Origin of the sequence: Lutibacter sp. HS1-25 (assembly GCF_004121075.1) — a bacterium.
Classification (GTDB): Bacteria; Bacteroidota; Bacteroidia; order Flavobacteriales; family Flavobacteriaceae; genus Lutibacter.
This window is the reverse complement of record NZ_RHLN01000001.1, coordinates 83,079-103,804: the sequence shown is the minus strand read 5'-3', so window position 1 is coordinate 103,804 and position 20,726 is coordinate 83,079. Positions and strand designations below refer to the sequence as shown.

The window sequence follows — 20,726 nt, the reverse complement described above, 5'->3', positions numbered from 1 at the left end:
TAGCTATAAAAATAAAAAAGCCATTTCAAACGAAGTGACTTTTTTATGAGTATTTTTAAATAAAAGCAACAGTTTAATAAATTGCCTTTATTTACTAAAAATTTTTAAATTTATTGAACCAATTTAATTTCTACACGTCTATTAACTGCTCTACCAGCTTCAGTTGCATTAGATTCTAAAGGAATTGAACTTCCAAATCCTTTAGCAGTTAAATTTTGCTCATTGATACCTTTTGAAACGAAATATTTTTTAACCGCATTGGCTCTGTCTTCAGACAAAATTTGATTAAAATATTCAGAACCATCATCATCTGTGTGTCCTTCAACAATAAACTTGGCAGTTGGATATTGCTTTAAAATAGCTAGCATTAAGTCTAAACGCCCTATTGCTTCATTTGTAAAAACAGCTTTATCTGTCTCAAAATAAACCGACCTAGCCAATTCTTTCAAGGTATTCATTGATTCAGCTGAAACCGCTTCTGGACAACCTTTTTTAGCTACAGAACCAAATAACTCTGGACATTCATCATCTTTATCTAAAATACCATCTCCATCTGTATCAGGCCAAGGACAACCATTATTTTCAACTGCTCCTGCAATATATTTACATTTATCAAGACTGTCTACAACTCCATCACCATCATTATCTCTTTCTGGACAACCTTTTTCAGCCAAAATACCAGCAACGGTAGGACAAGCATCTTGGTCGTCAATTATTCCATCACCATCAGTATCTGGGCAACCATTAAATTCAGCCAATCCAAATATCTCAGGACAATTATCCAATCTATTTGGAACACCATCATTGTCAAAATCTTGATCACTTCCAAATTTATAAACTAAACCAATTGAATGTTGAAAATGACGATAAGACCCATCATTTGTAAAATATTTTAATGCTACCTGAAGTCTTGCGCCAAAATTCTCAGTAATCCAAAACTTAGCACCTAAACCACCATTTAAATTCATAGCGCTATTAAATGGATATTTATCATTAGAACTATTTTGAGAAGTATAACCAAAACCTGCTAAAATATAAGGTTCAAAAAAACCAGTTGGACCAAACAACTTATTTAAATTGTAATTTGCATTTAAATCTATTACAAAAAGAGGCACTTTAGAATCTAAAGTTATACTTCCAAATTCTTTAATTTTATTAAATGAAAAAGACAATTCAGCATTAAAACTATCAGAAATATACCTTTCTACTGAAAACTGCAAACCAAAATTATAATGAGAGAAATTATAATATTGATCGAACCAATCTAAAGTTTCTCCATCATCAGTTGGCATACCACTAATATTTGTTGGGTAATAATCAATAGCGTTTGTACCCAAAGTCACCATCCACTGATGGTCTTTATCTTGAGCCTTTATATTTGCACTAATTAAAACGGTAATAATTAAGGTGAGTTTTATTAAATTTTTCATTTTCATCAATTAAATTTAGTCTAATTTAAGGTGTATATTTTTATTCACAAAATAATTCTATACAAAAAAAGCCATTCGCTATGCGAACGGCTTTTAAATTGTTTATATGTTGAATAAATTATTTTACTAATTTAATTTCCACACGTCTATTCATTGCTCTTCCTGAAGCAGTTTTGTTAGAATCTACTGGTTGAGAAGAACCATAACCTTCTGAAGTTAAATGATCAGCTGGGAAACCTTTAGAAATTAAATATTCTTTTACAGCGTTAGCTCTAGCAGTAGATAATTTAGCATTAATTGCATTACTACCAGTACTATCTGTGTGACCTTCAATATGGAATTTAGAAACTGGGTATTCATTGATAATACCAAAAGCAGTATCTAAACGACCAATAGTTTCAGCTTTGAATGTAGCTTTTCCAGTTTCAAAATATACTGTTCTTGCTAATTGTTTTAAAGCCTCAGAATGCTCAACAGTTAATTCGTCTGGACAACCTTGATTAGAAGCTGGACCTGCAACTGTAGGACATTTATCGTCTTTATCAGCTACACCGTCACCATCTTGATCTGGCCAAGGACAACCGTTATTTTCAACTGGACCAGCAACTGTAGGACATTGGTCTTTTGGTTCTGGAGTACCATCACCGTCAGCATCTGGACAACCATCAAATTGAACTAAACCAGCAACATCTGGACAAGCATCTTTTGCATCTGGAACACCATCACCATCAGTATCAGGACAACCATTGAATTCAGCTAAACCAGCAACATCTGGACAAGCATCTAATGAATCAATAATTCCGTCACCATCAGTATCAGGACAACCATCAAATTCAGCTAAACCGAATACTTCTGGACAAGCGTCAAATTTGTCATAAACACCATCACCATCAGTATCTGTACCACCCATTTTAAAGATAATACCTAAACTGTGTTGAAAATGAGCATCAAGATCACTTTTGAAAGTTTCTCTTAATTTAGATTCAAGATTAATACCAACTTTATCATTGATCCAGAAATTCATACCTACACCACCATTTAATGCACCAGTATTTAAATCATCTAACCAAGTATAACCACCACCTACTAATAAGTATGGTTCCCAAAAACCTAATTCAGCTACACTAGCAATAGACCATTTTACAACACCATCAACAGTCCAGAAAGATAAATCACTTACTGGCATATCTCCCATATTCTTGATTATATTAAAACTACCATCAACTTCTACGGTAAATCCATCAGAAATATATCTTCCAACAGTTAATCGGCTAATTGCTGGAACAATATTCCAGTGATCTTTAGCATTCATAAACTCGTTCATCCAGTTTCCTCCCCATTCAGTTTGAGGGTTTGCAGGATAAAAATCTACTGCGTTTACACCAAAGCCAACTGCCCAAGGATTGTTTTGGTCCTGTGCGTTTACATTGCTGAAACCTGTAACTAATAACAAAGCCAATAAGGCTACCTTTAAATGTTTCATTTTCAAAATTTTAAATTAAATGTTCTTTTGTTAATAAATATCGAGCCAATTATAGCTGCAAATATTAAACAAAAATACAAAATAATATGAAACATGGTATTTTTTTTTAATTTTTCTCAATTACCTTTAAGTTTAACCCAACTTTAACAAAAGCATTTATAGCTTTATCTAAATTTTCTTTTGAATGTGCTGCTGATAATTGAACTCTAATTCGTGCTTTTCCTTTTGGAACGACAGGAAAAAAGAAGCCAACTACATAAATTCCTTCTTCTAAAAGTTGGTTTGCCATTTGCTGCGAAAGTTTTGCATCATATAACATAACTGGAACAATGGCCGAGTCTCCCTTAACAATATCAAAACCAGCCTGAATCATTTTTTCTTTAAAATAATTTGTATTCCATTCTAGTTTATCTCTTAAATCAGTACTATTTGAAAGCATTTCAAATACTTTTAATGAAGCCCCTACTATTGCTGGGGCTAAAGAATTTGAAAATAAGTATGGTCTTGATCTTTGACGCAACAATTCGATAATTTCTTTTTTACCCGTTGTATAGCCCCCCATTGCACCTCCAAGTGCCTTGCCTAAAGTACCTGTAACAATATCTACTCTACCCATAACATTTTTCAGTTCTAAGGTACCTCTACCTGTTTTGCCTATAAATCCGGCAGCATGACATTCATCAACCATGACCAACGCATCATATTTATCGGCTAAATCACAAATTTTATCAAGACTTGCCACTACACCGTCCATTGAAAAAACACCATCGGTTACAATAATTTTAAATCTGTGTTGTTGTTTGTTGGCTTCAATCAATTGCTCTTCAAGAGAAACCATATCATTGTTATTGTATCTATATCTATCAGCTTTACACAAACGAACACCGTCAATTATTGAAGCATGGTTTAAAGCATCGGAAATAATCGCATCTTCATCTGAAAATAACGGTTCAAAAACACCGCCATTGGCATCAAAAGCAGCTGCATACAAAATGGTATCTTCAGTTTGATAAAATTCAGCAATTTTTGTTTCAAGTTCTTTATGAATATCTTGTGTTCCACAAATAAATCTAACTGAGGACATACCGTAACCATGCGTATCCATAGCAACTTTTGCTGCTTGAATAACTTCGGGATTGTTAGACAAACCCAAATAATTATTTGCACAAAAATTAACCACCTCTTGCCCTGTGTTAATTTTAATAACTGCATCTTGCGAGGTTGTAATAATACGTTCAGATTTATACAAACCTGCATCTTTAATTTCTTGTAGCTCTTTTTGTAAATACTGTTTAATATTGCCGTACATAATAATAGTTTTTTATATTTTAAATTTCTTCAATTGTAATTTCTGAATCTATATAAACCAATAATTTTTTTTCAACAAAAAACCCCAACCCTTTTAAAACATAGGCATATCCATTAATTTGACGCGCATATTTATCATCGGGTTTTCCTGTTTTATAATCTATAATAGTTACCTTATTATTGTTAACAACCAATCTGTCTGGAATTATAATCGTATTTTCTGAAGTTAAAATTTCACGTTCATTATAAACAACATTGTTTTGACTAAAATACGCTTCTAATTTTGGATGTTTTACTACCTTATATATAAGAGCCTCAATTTCACTTTTATTTTCATTGGTAATAATTCCTTTAAATAAATATTGATTGATGACTTCAGAAATATCATTTTCGGTTTTAATATTTGCCAACATCTCATGAATTAAATTTCCGTAAATAATGGCATTTCCTTGTTCAGTATCCCACAACAATGAAGAATTTGCAACAATTGATATTTGATGATTTTTCCAAGAATTACTAATAAAATTGGTTTGTGAAATGGTATCGCTTTTAGCTTTCGGCTCAAAATCTCCGCGCTCTTTATTACCAAAACCATAATCTGGCTGTGCAGGATCCCACAAATGTTGTTCTTTTAAATAATTGATAAAAAGTCCCGAAGTATGTTTTAAATTTTCTTCACCACTTTTCAATATATTTTTATCGGTAATTATATACAATTGCTCTACTGCTCTGGTTAAAGCAACATATAAAATATTAAAATTATCTAATTCTAACTCTTCTTTTCGTTCACTAAACAACGTTTCTCCAACTGTACCAATGGCATTTAATTTTTCGCTATAGTTGATTAAAACCGAATTTAAAACTGCTGATTGCTGATAAGGATACCAAACTTTGGGTTGAATTTGATGATAAATATCTATTGAATACGGAAAAATTACTACTGGAAACTCTAAACCTTTTGCCTTATGAATGGTCATAATTCGCACTGCATTTTCAGCTTCAGGTGCAACAATACTTAGCTTGTCTTTTTTTAATTCCCAATGCTCTAAAAATCCACCCACAGAGACTTGCTTTTTTTGCTGATATTCAAAAATAATATCTAAAAAAAACTGAATATTTGAGTCGGATTCTGGCGCTAAATGAAAGCTTCTAATAATGTATTCTATACTTTCGTAAAAAGGAATCTGAATAAATTCATCATAATTAAAATGCGTACTAAATTGTTTTAATTCTTCAAAAAAGGCATTGGTTGGCAAATTGATATGCGCACTTAAAAAAGCGTGTTTATCTGTCTCTATTTTCAAAAATTCATATAAAAAATACAAGAGTTTTACTTTGTACTCTTTATCTGCTGGGTTTTGAATTACATTTAATAAATTGATTATAAAATCGACCTTTTTACTGTTTTTTAGCAGCAAAGTTTCTGATGAAATGATTTCAATATTATTATCGGCTAAATAATTGGCAACTTCAATTCCTTGTTTTTTAGTTCGCACCAAAACACAAACTTCATTTTTTTGAAATTTTGCATCTAAATTTTCAATTATTTCGAGTACTTTTTTAGCGTAAACCAAGTCTTTTTCATCATCATCTTTTTCTTTTTCAACAAAAGACAATTGCACATAACCACCTTGTTTTGAATTTAATTTTTGACAATTGCCTTCAACATATAAATTACTAAAATTTGGATTGGTTAAAAATTTTGAAATATGTGTAAAAAACGAATTGTTGAAATTAATTACTTCGCTAAAACTTCTAAAATTAGTCTCTAAATTTTCAACTTTCTCATGAACTAAAAACGGATTTGCATTGTTTTCTTTTGCTGAAAGTCCAATAAATTGTTCGGCTTTTCCACCTCGCCAACGATAAATAGATTGTTTTGCATCACCTACCAACAACAATTTACCCGATTCACCCATTTCGTTTTCAGAAGTAATGGCATTTTCAATTAAAGGAATTAAATTTTGCCACTGCAATACCGATGTATCTTGCATTTCATCAATAAAATAATAACGGAATTTTTCCCCTATTCGCTCATAAATAAACGGTGCTGGTTCATCTTTAATGGTATCGCTAATTAGCTGATTAAACTCCGCATTTAACAAAATGTTATTTTCTTTTTTTAACTCTTGAAGTGCATTGTTGATGTAATTTAAAACTGCCAACGGAATGATACTATCTACAATTAATTGATTTAAAATATATTGACTATAAAACTCGTTGTAAACATTTTTAGATTGGTAATACAAAGCAGTCAATTCCTGCCCGATACCCTCAATAATTTGTTTTGATGAAGCGCTACATTTAGCCGCATAAAAATTTTTATTTTGAGCAATGGTTTTATCCAATCTACCTTCAAAATTTAAGTCAGCAATTTTTAAATCTTTGAGTTTTATAAAATGATTGGGCATTTCGCCTGTATAAGCAAATTCGTTTTTTTCTACACCGCTATTATCAATAATTTCAAGCCCTTTATTGCCTATTTCTTTAAAAGCAGCTTCTATATTTTTATTTTCTTTTTGAAGGTTTTCTTTGAGCGTTTTAAAAGCTTCAATAGAAACTTTATTGAGTGATTTTAAATGATTGGCATCGGTTTCATTTAAAATAATTTTGGCAAAGTTTTTTAAATCTAAGGTAATGTCCCAAGATTTATCATCGTCTAATTTTTGAATCACAAAATTTACCAGCAAATCTGTTAACTTTTGATCATCGCCAATTTTAGAAATTACAATATCAACGGCTTCATTTAACAAACTTTCGGTATCCATTTCTACATCCGAATTTAGCGGAAGATCCAAATCGTATGCAAAAGTTCTAATTAATTTATGCGTAAAACTATCAATAGTTGTAATGTTAAATGCTGAATAATTTTGCAAAATGGCATTTAAAACATTTTGAGATCGGTTAAAAATTATTGATGGTTGTAAATTGGTTTCAGCACAAATTAGCGAAAGCATTGGCGTTTCTTCTTTGGTTGAAAACGCATACAAACTTTCAATAACACGTTCTTTCATTTCTCCGGCAGCTTTATTTGTAAAAGTTACCGCTAAAATTTGATGAAATTTAAACGCATTGTCACTTGATAAAAGAATTTTTAAATACTCTTTAACCAATGTAAACGTTTTTCCACTACCTGCGGAAGCATTGTATATTTGAAATGAATTTGTGTTTTGCATTCAAAAGAAATTAGAATGCAAGTTAGCAAAATATTAAATTTAAATAGAAATATTAGAAGCAATCTCTCCAGCTATTTTTTCCAGGAGGATTTAATCTATAAACCAAACTCAAACCATAATAAAAATGCGATGGAAGTTTCTCTGACACACTAGATTTATATAAAGCTTCAACATTTAAACCAAGCGTATTAGAAAACCAATAATTAGCACCACCACCAATATTAATTGTTCCTCCGCTACCAAATTTAATAGGTGTTCCACCAATCCAAACGGTTTCTGGATTGAAAGACGTATAACCTGTACCTGCCAAAACAAAAATGGTAAAGTCTTTGGTAGTGTCTATAAAACTATATCTTAAGTTAAGGTCTAATCCAAAATAAGTAGATTTATCTAACTGTACATCTCCATATTTTGTAACCTGATTTATTGCCAACAAGCCTTCAATAGAAAGGTTTTGTACTAAATGTCTTGTTACTAAAAACTGAGGACCTCCAATGTTCCAATGATCTCTAATATTAAATAATTCATTAAAAAAACCATCTTCATTACCTGTGTTAGGAGCATTTGTAGGATAAAAATCAATTGCATTAATTCCAATTCCAAATGACCATAAATTATTTTTATCCTGAGCGTAACTATTTTGTATTAAAATAAAATTTAATACAATAACAAGCAGTAAATATTTTATTAGAGAGTTCCCCATAGCGAATGCAAATTTACATGATTAATTTCAAATCAAAAATAAAAATGCAAACCTACTATTTATTACGCTAATTTATTAACTTTTTTAATCGCCTTTTTAAAATCTTCTATATCAGGTTCTTTCATAAAAAAATTAATTGCTTCTTTTACCACTATTCTGGCATTTTCTGGCGGAAAACCAAGACCAACCGCAACTCTATCCATAGTTGATGTTTTGTCTATAGTAGGATTTTTATCTAAAAAAAGGATTCGGGTTAAGTCGTACAAATGCTCTAAACGATCGTCGTAGCTAATTGGCGAACTTATTGGATACTTTGAAGGATCTTTTAAAATTTCTTCAAATTCAGCATTGGAAATATCCAATCTAATCGCAAGTCTTTCTAACAAAAGCTTTTCTTTTGAATCAATTTTATTGTCAAAAAGGGCTAATTTTACAATTGAGGCAAAGTGCGCCAAATTTTGTTGATGAAAGCCTGTTGGGTATAAATCTGAAATAGACATTGTTATAATTTTTTTAGTTATTAGTTAGTAAACATAAATTTAAGGAAATAATTAAGAAATACTTTTCTTTTTTTTATAAAATACTACCTTTGGCAAAATTTATATTTTTTGAGTAAGCAAGCTATTCTAAAAAATTACGAACAAGTTGTTTTAAAAAAGCAGTTGGTTCCATTACTTTCAAAAGAAAAAAACCATTTTCAAATTTCGAATTTGGTTGGCTCGTCATTGTCTTTTGTGATTTCTGAAAGTTTTAAAAGCGCAGAAAAACCTTTCCTTTTAATTTTTAATGATAAAGAAGAAGCTGCCTATTATTTAAATGATTTAGAGCAGTTGCTAAACGGTAAAGACGTGCTTTTTTATCCGGGGTCTTATAGAAGACCTTACCAAATTGAAGAAGTAGACAATGCCAATATATTGTTGCGATCTGAAGTTTTAAACCGCATTAATTCGCAAAAAAAACCTGCTTTAATTGTTACCTATCCCGATGCGCTTTTTGAACAAGTTGTTACCAAAGCCGAATTAAACAGAAACACTTTAAAAATAAGTTTAAACGACAATTTAAGCTTGGATTTTGTAAACGAAGTGTTGTTTGAATATCATTTTAACAGGGTAGATTTTGTAAGTGAACCGGGCGAATTTTCGGTTAGAGGTGGTATTATTGATGTTTTTTCGTTTTCACATGACGAACCGTATCGTATAGAATTTTTTGGTGATGAAGTAGACAGTATCAGAACTTTTGATATTGAAACCCAACTTTCGACTGAAAAACTGACTAAAGTTAGCATCATGCCCAATGTTGAAAACAAAACATTGAACGAAAAAAGAGAAAGTTTTTTAAAGTATATTTCGGCAAAAACGGTTGTTTTTACTAAAAATACCGACTTACTTTTTAACGCTTTAGACAAACTTTTTACAAAGGCCGAAGACGAATTTAAAAAATTATCAACCGCTATTAATCACGCTGAACCTATTGAGTTGTTTTGCAATGGCGCATTGATTGAAAAACAATTAAAAGACTTTACTTCGGTTGAAATTGTTAATTCTCGTACTGCTGAACTAGATGCCGCTGCAGGTAAAAAAATTTCAAATTCATCTGAAACAAAAGTTGTACAATTTAACACAAAACCACAACCTTCTTTCAACAAACAATTTGATTTATTGATTGAAAATTTTCTTCAAAATACAGAAGAAGGTTACACCAATTACCTGTTTTGTGATTCTGAAAAACAAGCTGAGCGTTTTCACGATATTTTTAACGATGTTGACACCAAAATTCAGTATACAACCATTGTTTTTCCGTTATACCAAGGTTTTATAGATGTAGACAATAAGCTGGTTTGCTATACAGACCACCAAATTTTTGAACGCTACCATAAGTTTAGACTTAAAAATGGCTATTCAAAAAAGCAATCTATAAAATTACAAGAACTTACAAATCTTGAAATTGGCGATTATGTAACACATATAGACCACGGTATTGGTCAGTTTGGTGGTTTACAAAAAATTGATGTTGACGGTAAAAAACAAGAAGCTATAAAGCTAATTTATGGCGATCGCGATATTTTATACATTAGCATACATTCGCTTCATAAAATTTCAAAATATACGGGCAAAGATGGCAAACCGCCAAAATTATACAAATTGGGTTCGCCTGCTTGGAAAACCCTCAAACAAAAAACAAAAACTCGTATTCGTCATATTGCCTTCAATTTAATTGAATTGTATGCAAAACGAAAAATACAAAAAGGCTTTCAATTTCAGCCAGATAGTTATTTGCAACACGAACTAGAAGCTAGCTTTTTATACGAAGATACGCCAGACCAATCAACAGCTACACAAGATGTAAAAAACGATATGGAAAAAGAACAACCAATGGATCGTTTGGTTTGTGGCGATGTTGGTTTTGGTAAAACCGAAGTTGCAATTAGAGCTGCTTTTAAAGCTGTTGACAATGGCAAACAAGTGGCTGTTTTAGTGCCAACTACCATTTTGGCTTTTCAGCATTTTAAAACTTTTAGTGAGCGGTTAAAAGACTTACCTGTTACTGTTGAATATTTAAACCGATTTAGAACTGCCAACCAACGAAAAGCCGTTTTAGAAGGATTAGAAAAAGGAACCGTTGATATTGTTATTGGTACACACCAACTAACAAATGCAACTATAAAATACAAAGATTTAGGACTTTTAATTGTTGATGAAGAGCAAAAATTTGGAGTTGCCGTAAAAGACAAATTAAAAACCATTAAAGAAAATATTGACACATTAACCTTAACTGCAACACCAATTCCAAGAACTTTGCAGTTTAGCTTAATGGCTGCCCGAGATTTATCGGTAATAAGTACACCTCCACCAAATAGGGTGCCAATTGAAAGTAATGTGATTCGTTTTTCTGAAGAAACCATTCGCGATGCTATTCGATATGAAATTCAACGTGGAGGACAAGTATTTTTTATTCATAACAGAATTGAAAATATTAAAGATGTTGCTGGTTTGTTGCAACGCTTGGTCCCTGATGCTCGTATTGGCATTGGTCACGGACAAATGGATGGTAAAAAACTAGAGAATTTAATGCTGGCTTTTATCAACAACGAATTTGATGTTTTGGTGGCAACTACTATTATTGAAAGTGGTTTAGATGTGCCAAATGCAAATACCATTTTTATTAACAATGCCAACAATTTTGGACTGTCTGATTTACACCAAATGCGAGGTAGAGTTGGTCGTTCAAACAAAAAAGCATTCTGTTATTTTATCACACCGCCTTATCATATGATGACTGATGATGCTAGAAAAAGAATTCAGGCTATAGAGCTGTTTACCGATTTAGGAAGTGGTATTAACATTGCCATGAAAGATTTAGAAATTCGTGGCGCAGGTGATTTATTAGGTGGTGAGCAAAGTGGTTTTATTAATGATATTGGTTTTGATACTTATCAGAAAATTTTGAGTGAAACCATTGAAGAACTGAAGGAAAATGAGTTTAAAGACTTGTACAAAGAAGAAAACGAGAAACCAAAAGAGTATGTAAAAGACATTCAAATTGATACAGATTTTGAAATTTTATTTCCTGATGATTATGTAAATGTTATTTCAGAACGGTTGAATTTATACAACAAACTGGGAGAACTTAAAACAGAAGCTGAATTGCTAAAATTTGAATCGGAAATTATTGACCGTTTTGGTGATTTTCCTACTCAAGTTGAAGATTTACTTAATAGTGTTCGTATCAAATGGATTGCCAAACATTTAGGAATCGAAAAATTAATTATCAAAAACAAAAGAATGGTCTGCTATTTTCTTTCAGACCAACAAAGTTCATTTTACAATTCATCTGCATTTACACAAGTGCTTCAGTTTGTTAAACAAAACCCAAAAACTTGTGTTATGAAAGAAAAAGAAACCAAGAGTGGATTGCGTTTATTATTAACTTTTATTCACATTACTTCGGTTAAAAAAGCTTTGACTGAACTTCAAAAAATATAAATGAAAAACCAACATTTAAAGTATCTTATTGAGTTAAATATTGCCATGATGTTTATAAGCACATCGGGCGTTTTGGGTCGTTATATTTCAATGCCACCACCAGTTACTATTTGGTGGCGTAGTGCATTGGCAGCTGTTTTTTTAGGAATTTTTGTTTGGCGAAAAAAAATAAATTTGAAGGTAAACTCCAAAAGAGATTTGTCAACTATTTTATTAAGTGGACTTTTTATGGGCGCCCACTGGGTAACTTATTTTTACGCATTAAAACTGTCAAATGTAGCGATTGGAATGTTATCAATGTTTACCTACCCAATAATTACCGTTTTTTTAGAACCACTTTTTTTTAAAACCAAACTAAATCTAAAACATGTATTTTTAGGTTTGTTGGTTTTAGTTGGTATATACTTTTTAACACCAGAGTTAACCATTGAAAACAATGTTTCATTAGGCGTTTTATCGGGTATTATTTCAGCAGTTTTTTATTCTTTAAGAAATATTTTAATGAAGAAAAAAACCACAAATTATCACGGTTCTATGTTAATGCTCTATCAAATGGCTGTTATAACATTGTTTTTATGGCCTGTACTTTTTATTTTTAACGCAACTCCAACCTCAAACGATTGGTATGCTTTAGGTGCTTTAGCCCTTTTTACTACTGCTGTTGGACATACGCTTTTTGTATTAAGTATGAAATATTTTTCGATTGGAACAGCCAGTATTATTAGTAGCATACAACCCATTTACGGTATCCTCTTCGGAATGCTTTTTTTAGGTGAAATCCCTGCTTCAAAAACCATTATTGGCGGTGTGTTGATCCTTTCAACAGTTATTATTGAAAGTTATAGTTCGCATAAGAATAGGTAATCTCCCAAAAGGTGGAATTTGCTTTTAAGCTTTTTTTACTGAAACGCTATAGTGAGCCTGCTATTGGGCAGACAGGGAGTTTTTCACAACGAAGCTATCTGCACATTGCAATTATTCCTCCTTTATTTAATTTGTCATTCCGACAACGGAGGAATCCCAACGCTTCAGTCAATCTGATTTACCCTACAACCTGCCTTGAGCGTGTAGCCGAAAGATTTGAAAGGACAATTACATTTTTTATTCAAAAACTGAAAGATTTAAAAATTAGTAATTGCACATTGCTAATAGTAGGCTTGGGCTACGCTCATCCGCCAAAAATTCCCTAAAATGTAAACTCCATTTTAAAATAGTTGTTAACATCAATTACCATCATTCCTGCGGTTTCTGCTGCTTGAATACCCAAAATACCATCTTCAAAAACCACACAATCTTTTGGTTCAACACCCATTAATTGGGCGCATTTTAAAAAAGTATCAGGTGATGGTTTAAAATTTAAAACATCATCGGCAGTAATAATAGGGTTAAAATAATGCTCTAAACCTAAAATTGATAAAGTTCTACGTGCACCAATTTGCGTACTTCCTGTACCGATTGACATTGGCAGTATATTGTGATATTTTCTAACAACATCTGTAACTACTTTAATTTCCTGTGTTTCAGCAACCAATTTTTTATAAAAATCTGCTTTGGCTTTTCCCACTTCATCAGTATTCATATTTGTACCAAACATTTCATTCAGTTTAATAATGGTTGCTGCCTTTGGCATACCTGTTAATTGCAAAAATACTTCGCCTGTAAAATCAACTCCAAATGGTGTAACTGCAGCTCTCCAAGCTTCAAAATGATTTTGCATAGTGTTTGCTACTGTTCCATCTAAATCAAAAATCAATCCTTTTGCATTTTTTGGTATTTCTATCATCTTTATTTTTTATTAAGATGCAAAAGTACTGATAATCTGTTTTTTTTGAAGGATTTTAACAAACTTTATATGGCTTCAAACAATTTACCGGGCAAAGGTTTTACCACGCCTTTCATTTCTAAATTAAATAAAATTGTAGTGGTTTTATGGATTGGAATATCACAACTCATTGCAATAATATCTAATAATTCTTTGCCATTTTGAAACAAAAAATCATAAACCTGTTGTTCAGTCTCATTAAATTCTACAAACAATTGCTTTTGAATTGGTTTAGCAACTTTTTGTTTAACATCCCAATTCAACATTTCAATTAAATCAATTGCTGAAGTTAAAACAGCCGCTTTATTTCTTTTAATTAAGTCGTTACAGCCTTTACTATAATTGTCTGTTGTTCTTCCGGGCACCGCAAACACATCTCTATTATAAGAGTTGGCAATATCTGCAGTAACCAACGACCCGCCTTTATCGGCAGATTCAATAATAATTGTGGCTTCAGAAATACCAGCCACAACCCTGTTTCTTTTTAAAAAGTTTTCACGAATAATAATTTCATCATGCCAAAAATCGGTTAAAAAACCACCATTTTTATGAATTTCAGCGACATACTTTTTATGCGATTTTGGATAAATTTCTTCAAAGCCATGAGCCAAAACACCAATAGTTTGCAGGCCGTTTTTTACAGCAGCCTTGTGAGCACAAATATCAACCCCATAAGCAAAACCACTAACTATAGTTGGATGGTATTCTTTTAAATCGGAAATAAATTTTTCACAAAAATCACGACCATAAGTTGTAATGTTTCTGGTACCAACAACACTTATAATAGGTCCTTTTTTTAAATCAAAATTACCTTCTTTAAACAATAAAATGGGCGCATCAATGCAATGTTTTAATTTTTCGGGATAATTTTCAGCTTCAAAATAAAGTGTTTCAATATTGTTTTGCTGAAGGTATTTTAATTCTTTTTCAGCAGCTTTTAAATTTTCAACATCCAATAACGATTGAATGGTTGATTTACCAAATCCATATATTTTTTCGAGCCTAAAATGTTTCTCTTTTAGCACATTTTTTGCACTTCCACAGTGCGAAATCAACTTTTTGGCGTTGATATCTCCAACGCCTTTGGCACGCTGTAACGCCAAAACGTACAACAAATCTTCTTCTAGCATATTTAACAATTTGAGGTTCAATATATAAAATTATGTTAATAAAATTTATGAAAACTCTTTATTTTTAGCTTGTATTTCTGCTATATTTGTTCTGATGACATTAGCAAAATACATAGGAGATTTATTATACCGATACGAGTGTGTAATTGTACCAAATTTTGGCGGCTTTGTAACCAACGAAATTTCGGCAAAAATAAACAGCACAACGCATACTTTTTACGCACCAACTAAACAGTTAACTTTTAATGCTCATTTGCAAAGCAATGATGGTTTGTTGGTTAATTATGTAGCTTCAGCAAAAAATATTTCGTATGCAAACGCTGCTGAATTTATTGAAAATGAAGTTGCTTCTTGGAAAGCTTCAATAAAAAATGAAACTATTGAATTAGAAAATATTGGCTGTTTTCATTTAAATAATGAAGGTAAGTATATTTTTGAACCAAGTAATTCGGTTAATTATTTAACTTCTTCATTTGGATTGAGTTCTTATGTTTCACCAGCTGTGAAACGTGAAGTTTATAAAGAAAATGTTAGAAAACTTGAAACCATTGCGCCTATAATTCCTTCGGAAGAAAACAAACGCAAAGCTCCTGCTTTTCTTAAATATGCGGCTACTGCTGCAATTGTTTTTGCTTTGGGTTCTGTTGGATGGAATCAATATCAAAATTACCAATACAATACTTTAGTTGCTAAAGCAGCTATAGAACAACAAAAAATTGAGAAAAAAATACAAGAAGCTACTTTTGTTATTAGCAATCCGCTTCCTGCAATTACTTTGAATGTTGCTAAAGAAACCTTTAATTACCATATTATTGCTGGTGCTTTTAGAGAACCTGAAAACGCTGAAAAAAAGCTACAAGAATTGGTTGAAAAAGGCTATAAAGCAAAAATATTGGGTGTTAATAAATGGAATTTAACGCAAGTTGCTTACGAAAGTTTTCATTCTGAAAATGATGCCATTAACACTTTAAATGCCATTCATAAAACAGAGTCTAAAGACGCTTGGTTATTGGTTCAGGAGTTTTAGTAAAGCCATTTCACACTGTTTTTGACTTATTACCTTAATATTAAAATCTTAGCAAAAACAAAAAATATCTTGTTGATTTGTTTCAACAAAATATTTTTATAAAATTTAAAAAAGGATACTGCACTTCACTTACAGTATCCTTTTTATTTTACATTCATTTACACATATATTTATTTATTTTAATTATTCTCCATTTAACATTTTAGCTGCTGCTCTTAAATAACCTGGTGAATGATCCACGCCTGAAATAGATTCATCGTTGGTAGCTAAACCAAAATAACAACCACAAAAATCACGAGCAGGATCTACATAAATACCTTGCCCCATGTTACCGTGCTTAAACATAGCGCCATCTTTAAATGAATGATCCCATTGTGCTGTATTGGTATAAGGTGTTTCACCAAACCATCTTTTACCCATAGCTTCTTCACCACAACCTACATAGGCATCTGGATTTCCAAAATTTTGGATGAATTTCAACATCTTGTCTGAAATTACTTGTTCTTTAGCAACTTTATTCCAGCTAGGTGTATACAATAAAGCATAACGAAGCATATCTTCAATAGTAGTGATGTTAAGTCCTGCAGCCCCAGGTGTACCATCTGGAGCAAGCGCAACGCTAAACGGAGATCTTGCACCTATTTTAGACCATACGCGTTGTCCCCAGTATTCGTGCCAAGGCATTTGGGTAATATTCTCTACCATTACCACTAAAATCAACGTGATACAAGTAGAATAACGGAATCTATCACCTGGCTTTTCTCCTGGTATTGGTTGCGCTGATTTAGCCCAATCACGCCAACTGCTATGACTACTTTCAAATGATCGTGTCATAAAACCTGCAATAAATGATTCTGGATTGGTCAAACTTTCAAATGTTTCTTCCACATCTAAACCTGATGACATGTTCATCGCATTTTTTACAGAAACTGCATCCCAAGCGGTTCCTTTAAGATCTGGCACATAGTGTGTGATTGGCTTTTCAATATCTAATTTTCCTTCTTCCCAAAGCATAGTAGCTGTTAAACTTACCGTTGTTTTAGAAGCCGACATCCATACGTGTGGTGCGCCTTCTCTCATTCCAGGAGAGGTTTCAAACACTATTTTCCCTTTGTGTGCCATTATCATAGCTTGCACCTGTTTTGGGCCTTTGATATATTCCTCTAAAGTTGGGTTTTTAGTTCCATCTAAATTATCAAAGCTCAAGTCCAATAATTCTGGATGATAGTCTCTTTCCAAAATGCTTGTTTCTGCTGGAGGCATCACTACCTGTGTTTTAAAAAATGCTGGAAGATTTAAGTTGTAGTAAATTGAATCATCATTTCCTGTTTGCCAGTTTACAAAGCTATAACGACTAGTTGCGCCATATACAAAGTCTAAAGGTTGTGGTTTTTTCCATTTTGACATGCCCGTTTCCATGTTTAACATATCGTTGATTCTTTCTTGATTTTTCATGATGTTGAAATTTAAATGTTTATATAATGAATTAATATTATTTGCTTTTTTTTAAAAAAACTTATTGAATTTTGTTTATTGAAATTATGGTAAAATGATCTTCATTTAATTTATCTATAAAACCTAAAAGATGCGTTTGATCTTTAAATGTTTCTTTTAATGAATAAATAGTACCATTTTCTTCCTTACCAAAAATTTGTAAATTTTCAGTAACTAACCATTCAGATTGCGCTAACGGTAATTCACGAAAAACCATTAATGCATAAGATGCTGGTGAAGAAAAACTATTGCTATGTTGTGTTGTATTTTTCATATTGCTAAATTACAGCAGCATGAAAAAATAGACAATCCACTAAAGTTGACACTTTTAAAAAAATGATTTTTAAAGTGTTATTGTAAAGATTGTTCTATTAAAAAAGATAAGTAATTAATGTATTAAACCAAGACGCCTTGCTTCTAAAACAGCATTCATTCTACTTTTAACATCTAAATCCTGAAAAATATGATACAAATATTTTTTCACAGATTCTGGCGATAAAAACATTTCATCTGCTATTTGACCATTTGTATGTCCTTTTGCAACCAATTCTAATATTTTTATATCTCGTTCTTTAAAAACAATTCCATTTACTTTTTTATCGTTTAGCATTTCAAAAAAAGACAATACATCTTTTAAATGATGCGCCAACGATTTATCTACTGTTATAGTCGACAATATTTCGTAAACGTGTTGAGAAAACTCAACATATACCGTTAAATCACCTGTATCTTCAGAAATAGTTAATGCAGCATTCATATAGTTAAATGCTTCTTCTTTTTTATGCTGCATAAAAGCTGCAACTGAAGTTATAATATTTAACTTCAACAATAAGTTAACTTGCGATTGACTATTTACATAATCCCATAATTTTTTTGAAGCTGTATAAAATTCATCAAAATTATGAGTCTCATTTACGTACAATAGTACTTTTAACTGGGTTACCTGAGGTAAAAAATGAAATAAAATAGGTGGGTTTATATGGTAATTGGTTTGCTCATGAAGTTGAAGTACTTCCTTATAGTTTTTGTTTTTTAATGCAATTTCTATTAAAAGTATATTTTGAAGTTGAAAAATATTTTCTGCATTTTCTTCTCTCGAAAAAGCTTCAAATTCATTTAAACTCTCCTGAAGTTTTTCTTTGTTTGAATACAAATCACAATAAACTTGGGCACACATTAAATAGCCATACCATCCCGGACGCATTAAATAACGTAATTTACGACCTTCTTCAAATAAAACATCACATTGCTTGTATTTTCCTGTTCTGTAATTTAGTTCTATTTGATAATACAATGCCATTCCATGTGTTTCATGAAAACCATGTTTTTCACTTTTTTTAATAATCTCAGGAATAATTCCTTGCATATTTCTTAAATCACTTCTAAAACCATAAATCAACATTTTTGAAGTAAGAATCCTTACAATACTTTGATGTTGATTTTTATTAAGAGCATTTAAACGTGTTGTTAAAAAACTTAAAGATTGGTTGTATTTATTTAACGAATTTAGCACCAAGGCCTTTTGACCACAAGCAAAAGTTATAATAGATTCGGCATTTGGTTTTAGCAGTTCTAAAGCTTCATTAAATTGTGTTAGCGCTTTTTTATAGTTTCCTGAAAAGTTATTTAAAAGTCCGTCTAAAACTTTGTACTCACCTAATTGCTGCTTGGTTAATGAATTTTTAGCAACCACAGGATTTAATTTGGTTAATAAAATCTCTAAAACATCGTTTTTACCCTGATTTTCTAAAACAAATGCTTTAATAAGCAGTAGCTCTGTATCACTATCCTGAATATCTAGCGGAAATAACGATAATATATTTGCCAATCGCCCGTATTGGTCTGTATTTAAAAGTTTGTATCTTAACTTATGTAACTGTTTTACAGCTAGTTTTATTTTACCCGATTCTATGGTTTTTATAATTCCATCCTCGTATAAATGGTGTTTTATCAACCACTCACCTCCTATTTGTAGACATTCTGAACGAAAAATGTTAAACGGATGATTTTTAAAATTAAGATTTAATGCCTCATGAAACTGATGATGAAATCTATACCATTGATTTACAGAATCTAACCCAATAATAAAATTATTTTTATTAACTAAGGTATTGTTAATAGTAGTTTGAGATATTTCTGGCGCAATGGTATTTAAAATACAATCAACAAGTTCTTTATTAAACTGACTAAATAACGAACATATAAACAACACCTTTTGGCTATCTTCAGATTGCAATGTAATTACCTCATCTCTAAAATAATCACTAAACTGGTGCTGACTTAAAACATCATTTTTATTTGCCAATGGTGCATTTAATTCTTTATAAGCATATAATATTTGATTTACGCCTAAAAACCAACCTTCAGTTTTACGTAAAATTAAATTTAGCTGCTCTTTGCTTAATGCTAAATCAAAACAGGTTTTAGCATACATTTTAAGTTCGTCTAATGTCAAATTTAAATCTTTCATCCGTATATCTAATATGGCATTGTTTAATCGATACCTTGGAAATGAAAAAATTAAATCGTGCCTAGAAAGAATAATTACATGAATATTTTGAGGCGGAAAAGTTAAATACGTCTCTACTAACTTAATTATATAAGGATTTTTTAATAAATGAAAATCGTCAAAAACAACAAATACTTTTTTGGTTGTGTTATTGGTTTCAGAAATAAATGTATTGATTAACAAATCGTCTGAAATGGTATTTTGAGAAGCTAGTAATTTTGAAGTTTCGGCAAATGGATTTACCTTTTCTTTTGCAAATCCGTGAACAACATAACTTAAAAAAACTGGCAATTCATTCATATCAGCATCACAACTCAGCCAAATTGCTTCCTTATTTTTAACCCATTGGCTCACAAGTGTACTTTTACCATAACCTGCACCTGCACAAATAATTGTAGCTACTTTATGACTGCCTTGTTCTAAAAGATGATCTAATCGTTCTCTTTTAAAGTACTGGTGAAAACATGTTGGTCGGTTTAATTTTGTAGAAAGAATTTGATAGTTTGCCATTTGTAAAAAGTCAATGTCTCTAATTATTTATTAAAATTAGTGTTATTTGTGAAGGTCTTCAAACTTATTGGAACATTTAATTAGTTAATCCTTCAAATTTAATTTATTTGTTAATTTTCTAAAATAAATACCCGCATTTTAACATGAAACA

General features: G+C 31.4%; 14 protein-coding genes. 3 read left to right on the top strand and 11 right to left on the bottom strand.

Annotated elements, in window-relative coordinates:
• Positions 1-110 precede the first annotated feature (110 nt).
• From EC396_RS00400 to EC396_RS00375, 6 genes are all read right to left on the bottom strand, one after another.
• The gene (locus EC396_RS00400; protein WP_164975170.1) at positions 111-1,430 is read right to left on the bottom strand and encodes an OmpA family protein; all 1,320 of its coding nucleotides are present in this window, start codon (positions 1,428-1,430) and stop codon (positions 111-113) included.
• Positions 1,431-1,548: 118 nt separating this feature from the next.
• On the bottom strand, positions 1,549-2,913 hold the full coding sequence (locus EC396_RS00395; protein ID WP_129364719.1) for an OmpA family protein: 1,365 nt from the start codon (positions 2,911-2,913) through the stop codon (positions 1,549-1,551).
• Between the two features lie 106 nt (positions 2,914-3,019).
• Positions 3,020-4,222 (bottom strand): glycine C-acetyltransferase, encoded by a 1,203-nt coding sequence (gene kbl, locus EC396_RS00390; RefSeq protein ID WP_129364718.1) that lies wholly within the window; start codon positions 4,220-4,222, stop codon positions 3,020-3,022.
• A gap of 19 nt (positions 4,223-4,241) precedes the next feature.
• On the bottom strand, positions 4,242-7,397 hold the full coding sequence (locus EC396_RS00385) for an exodeoxyribonuclease V subunit beta (protein ID WP_129364717.1): 3,156 nt from the start codon (positions 7,395-7,397) through the stop codon (positions 4,242-4,244).
• A 52-nt stretch (positions 7,398-7,449) separates the two neighbouring features.
• Positions 7,450-8,100, bottom strand: a complete 651-nt coding sequence (locus tag EC396_RS00380) for a hypothetical protein (protein WP_129364716.1) — start codon at positions 8,098-8,100, stop codon at positions 7,450-7,452.
• 62 nt (positions 8,101-8,162) lie between these two features.
• The gene (locus EC396_RS00375) at positions 8,163-8,600 is read right to left on the bottom strand and encodes a TerB family tellurite resistance protein (RefSeq protein WP_129364715.1); all 438 of its coding nucleotides are present in this window, start codon (positions 8,598-8,600) and stop codon (positions 8,163-8,165) included.
• A 162-nt stretch (positions 8,601-8,762) separates the two neighbouring features.
• Here EC396_RS00375 and mfd point away from each other — a divergent pair, with 162 nt between their 5' ends.
• Together mfd and EC396_RS00365 are read left to right on the top strand one after the other, a co-directional pair.
• Complete coding sequence (mfd, locus tag EC396_RS00370; RefSeq protein WP_240665611.1) at positions 8,763-12,083, top strand: transcription-repair coupling factor; 3,321 nt, start codon at positions 8,763-8,765, stop codon at positions 12,081-12,083.
• Positions 12,084-12,947, top strand: a complete 864-nt coding sequence (locus EC396_RS00365) for a DMT family transporter (protein WP_129364713.1) — start codon at positions 12,084-12,086, stop codon at positions 12,945-12,947.
• Positions 12,948-13,269: 322 nt separating this feature from the next.
• Here the strand turns inward: EC396_RS00365 and EC396_RS00360 are convergent, their stop codons facing one another.
• Together EC396_RS00360 and dprA are read right to left on the bottom strand one after the other, a co-directional pair.
• Positions 13,270-13,866, bottom strand: coding sequence for an HAD-IA family hydrolase (locus EC396_RS00360; RefSeq protein ID WP_129364712.1), 597 nt, complete (start codon positions 13,864-13,866; stop codon positions 13,270-13,272).
• 65 nt (positions 13,867-13,931) lie between these two features.
• Positions 13,932-15,035 (bottom strand): DNA-processing protein DprA, encoded by a 1,104-nt coding sequence (gene dprA / locus EC396_RS00355; protein WP_129364711.1) that lies wholly within the window; start codon positions 15,033-15,035, stop codon positions 13,932-13,934.
• A 94-nt stretch (positions 15,036-15,129) separates the two neighbouring features.
• Here dprA and EC396_RS00350 point away from each other — a divergent pair, with 94 nt between their 5' ends.
• Positions 15,130-16,062, top strand: coding sequence for an SPOR domain-containing protein (locus tag EC396_RS00350; RefSeq protein WP_129364710.1), 933 nt, complete (start codon positions 15,130-15,132; stop codon positions 16,060-16,062).
• Between the two features lie 183 nt (positions 16,063-16,245).
• Here the strand turns inward: EC396_RS00350 and EC396_RS00345 are convergent, their stop codons facing one another.
• The 3 genes from EC396_RS00345 to EC396_RS00335 all read right to left on the bottom strand — a co-directional run bounded on the left by EC396_RS00345 (position 16,246) and on the right by EC396_RS00335 (position 20,575).
• Entirely contained in the window at positions 16,246-17,517 is a 1,272-nt protein-coding gene (locus EC396_RS00345) for a serine hydrolase (RefSeq protein WP_129364709.1), read from the bottom strand.
• A gap of 61 nt (positions 17,518-17,578) precedes the next feature.
• Positions 17,579-17,830 carry a hypothetical protein gene (locus EC396_RS00340; protein WP_129364708.1) on the bottom strand — a complete coding sequence of 84 codons (252 nt, stop codon included), beginning with the start codon at positions 17,828-17,830 and terminating at the stop codon, positions 17,579-17,581.
• 114 nt (positions 17,831-17,944) lie between these two features.
• Positions 17,945-20,575 carry a LuxR C-terminal-related transcriptional regulator gene (locus tag EC396_RS00335; RefSeq protein ID WP_129364707.1) on the bottom strand — a complete coding sequence of 877 codons (2,631 nt, stop codon included), beginning with the start codon at positions 20,573-20,575 and terminating at the stop codon, positions 17,945-17,947.
• Between the last annotated feature and the right edge of the window lie 151 nt (positions 20,576-20,726).

Excerpts from the sequence above, each read along its gene's own strand:
- kbl (WP_129364718.1), bottom strand. The coding sequence starts at position 4,222 with ATGTACGGCAATATTAAACAGTATTTACAAAAAGAGCTACAAGAAATT.
- EC396_RS00345 (WP_129364709.1), bottom strand. The coding sequence starts at position 17,517 with ATGAAAAATCAAGAAAGAATCAACGATATGTTAAACATGGAAACGGGC.
- EC396_RS00340 (WP_129364708.1), bottom strand. The coding sequence starts at position 17,830 with ATGAAAAATACAACACAACATAGCAATAGTTTTTCTTCACCAGCATCT.
- EC396_RS00375 (WP_129364715.1), bottom strand. The coding sequence starts at position 8,600 with ATGTCTATTTCAGATTTATACCCAACAGGCTTTCATCAACAAAATTTG.
- EC396_RS00400 (WP_164975170.1), bottom strand. The coding sequence starts at position 1,430 with ATGAAAAATTTAATAAAACTCACCTTAATTATTACCGTTTTAATTAGT.
- EC396_RS00360 (WP_129364712.1), bottom strand. The coding sequence starts at position 13,866 with ATGATAGAAATACCAAAAAATGCAAAAGGATTGATTTTTGATTTAGAT.
- EC396_RS00365 (WP_129364713.1), top strand. The coding sequence starts at position 12,084 with ATGAAAAACCAACATTTAAAGTATCTTATTGAGTTAAATATTGCCATG.
- EC396_RS00335 (WP_129364707.1), bottom strand. The coding sequence starts at position 20,575 with ATGGCAAACTATCAAATTCTTTCTACAAAATTAAACCGACCAACATGT.
- EC396_RS00395 (WP_129364719.1), bottom strand. The coding sequence starts at position 2,913 with ATGAAACATTTAAAGGTAGCCTTATTGGCTTTGTTATTAGTTACAGGT.
- dprA (WP_129364711.1), bottom strand. The coding sequence starts at position 15,035 with ATGCTAGAAGAAGATTTGTTGTACGTTTTGGCGTTACAGCGTGCCAAA.
- EC396_RS00350 (WP_129364710.1), top strand. The coding sequence starts at position 15,130 with ATGACATTAGCAAAATACATAGGAGATTTATTATACCGATACGAGTGT.
- EC396_RS00385 (WP_129364717.1), bottom strand. The coding sequence starts at position 7,397 with ATGCAAAACACAAATTCATTTCAAATATACAATGCTTCCGCAGGTAGT.
- EC396_RS00380 (WP_129364716.1), bottom strand. The coding sequence starts at position 8,100 with ATGGGGAACTCTCTAATAAAATATTTACTGCTTGTTATTGTATTAAAT.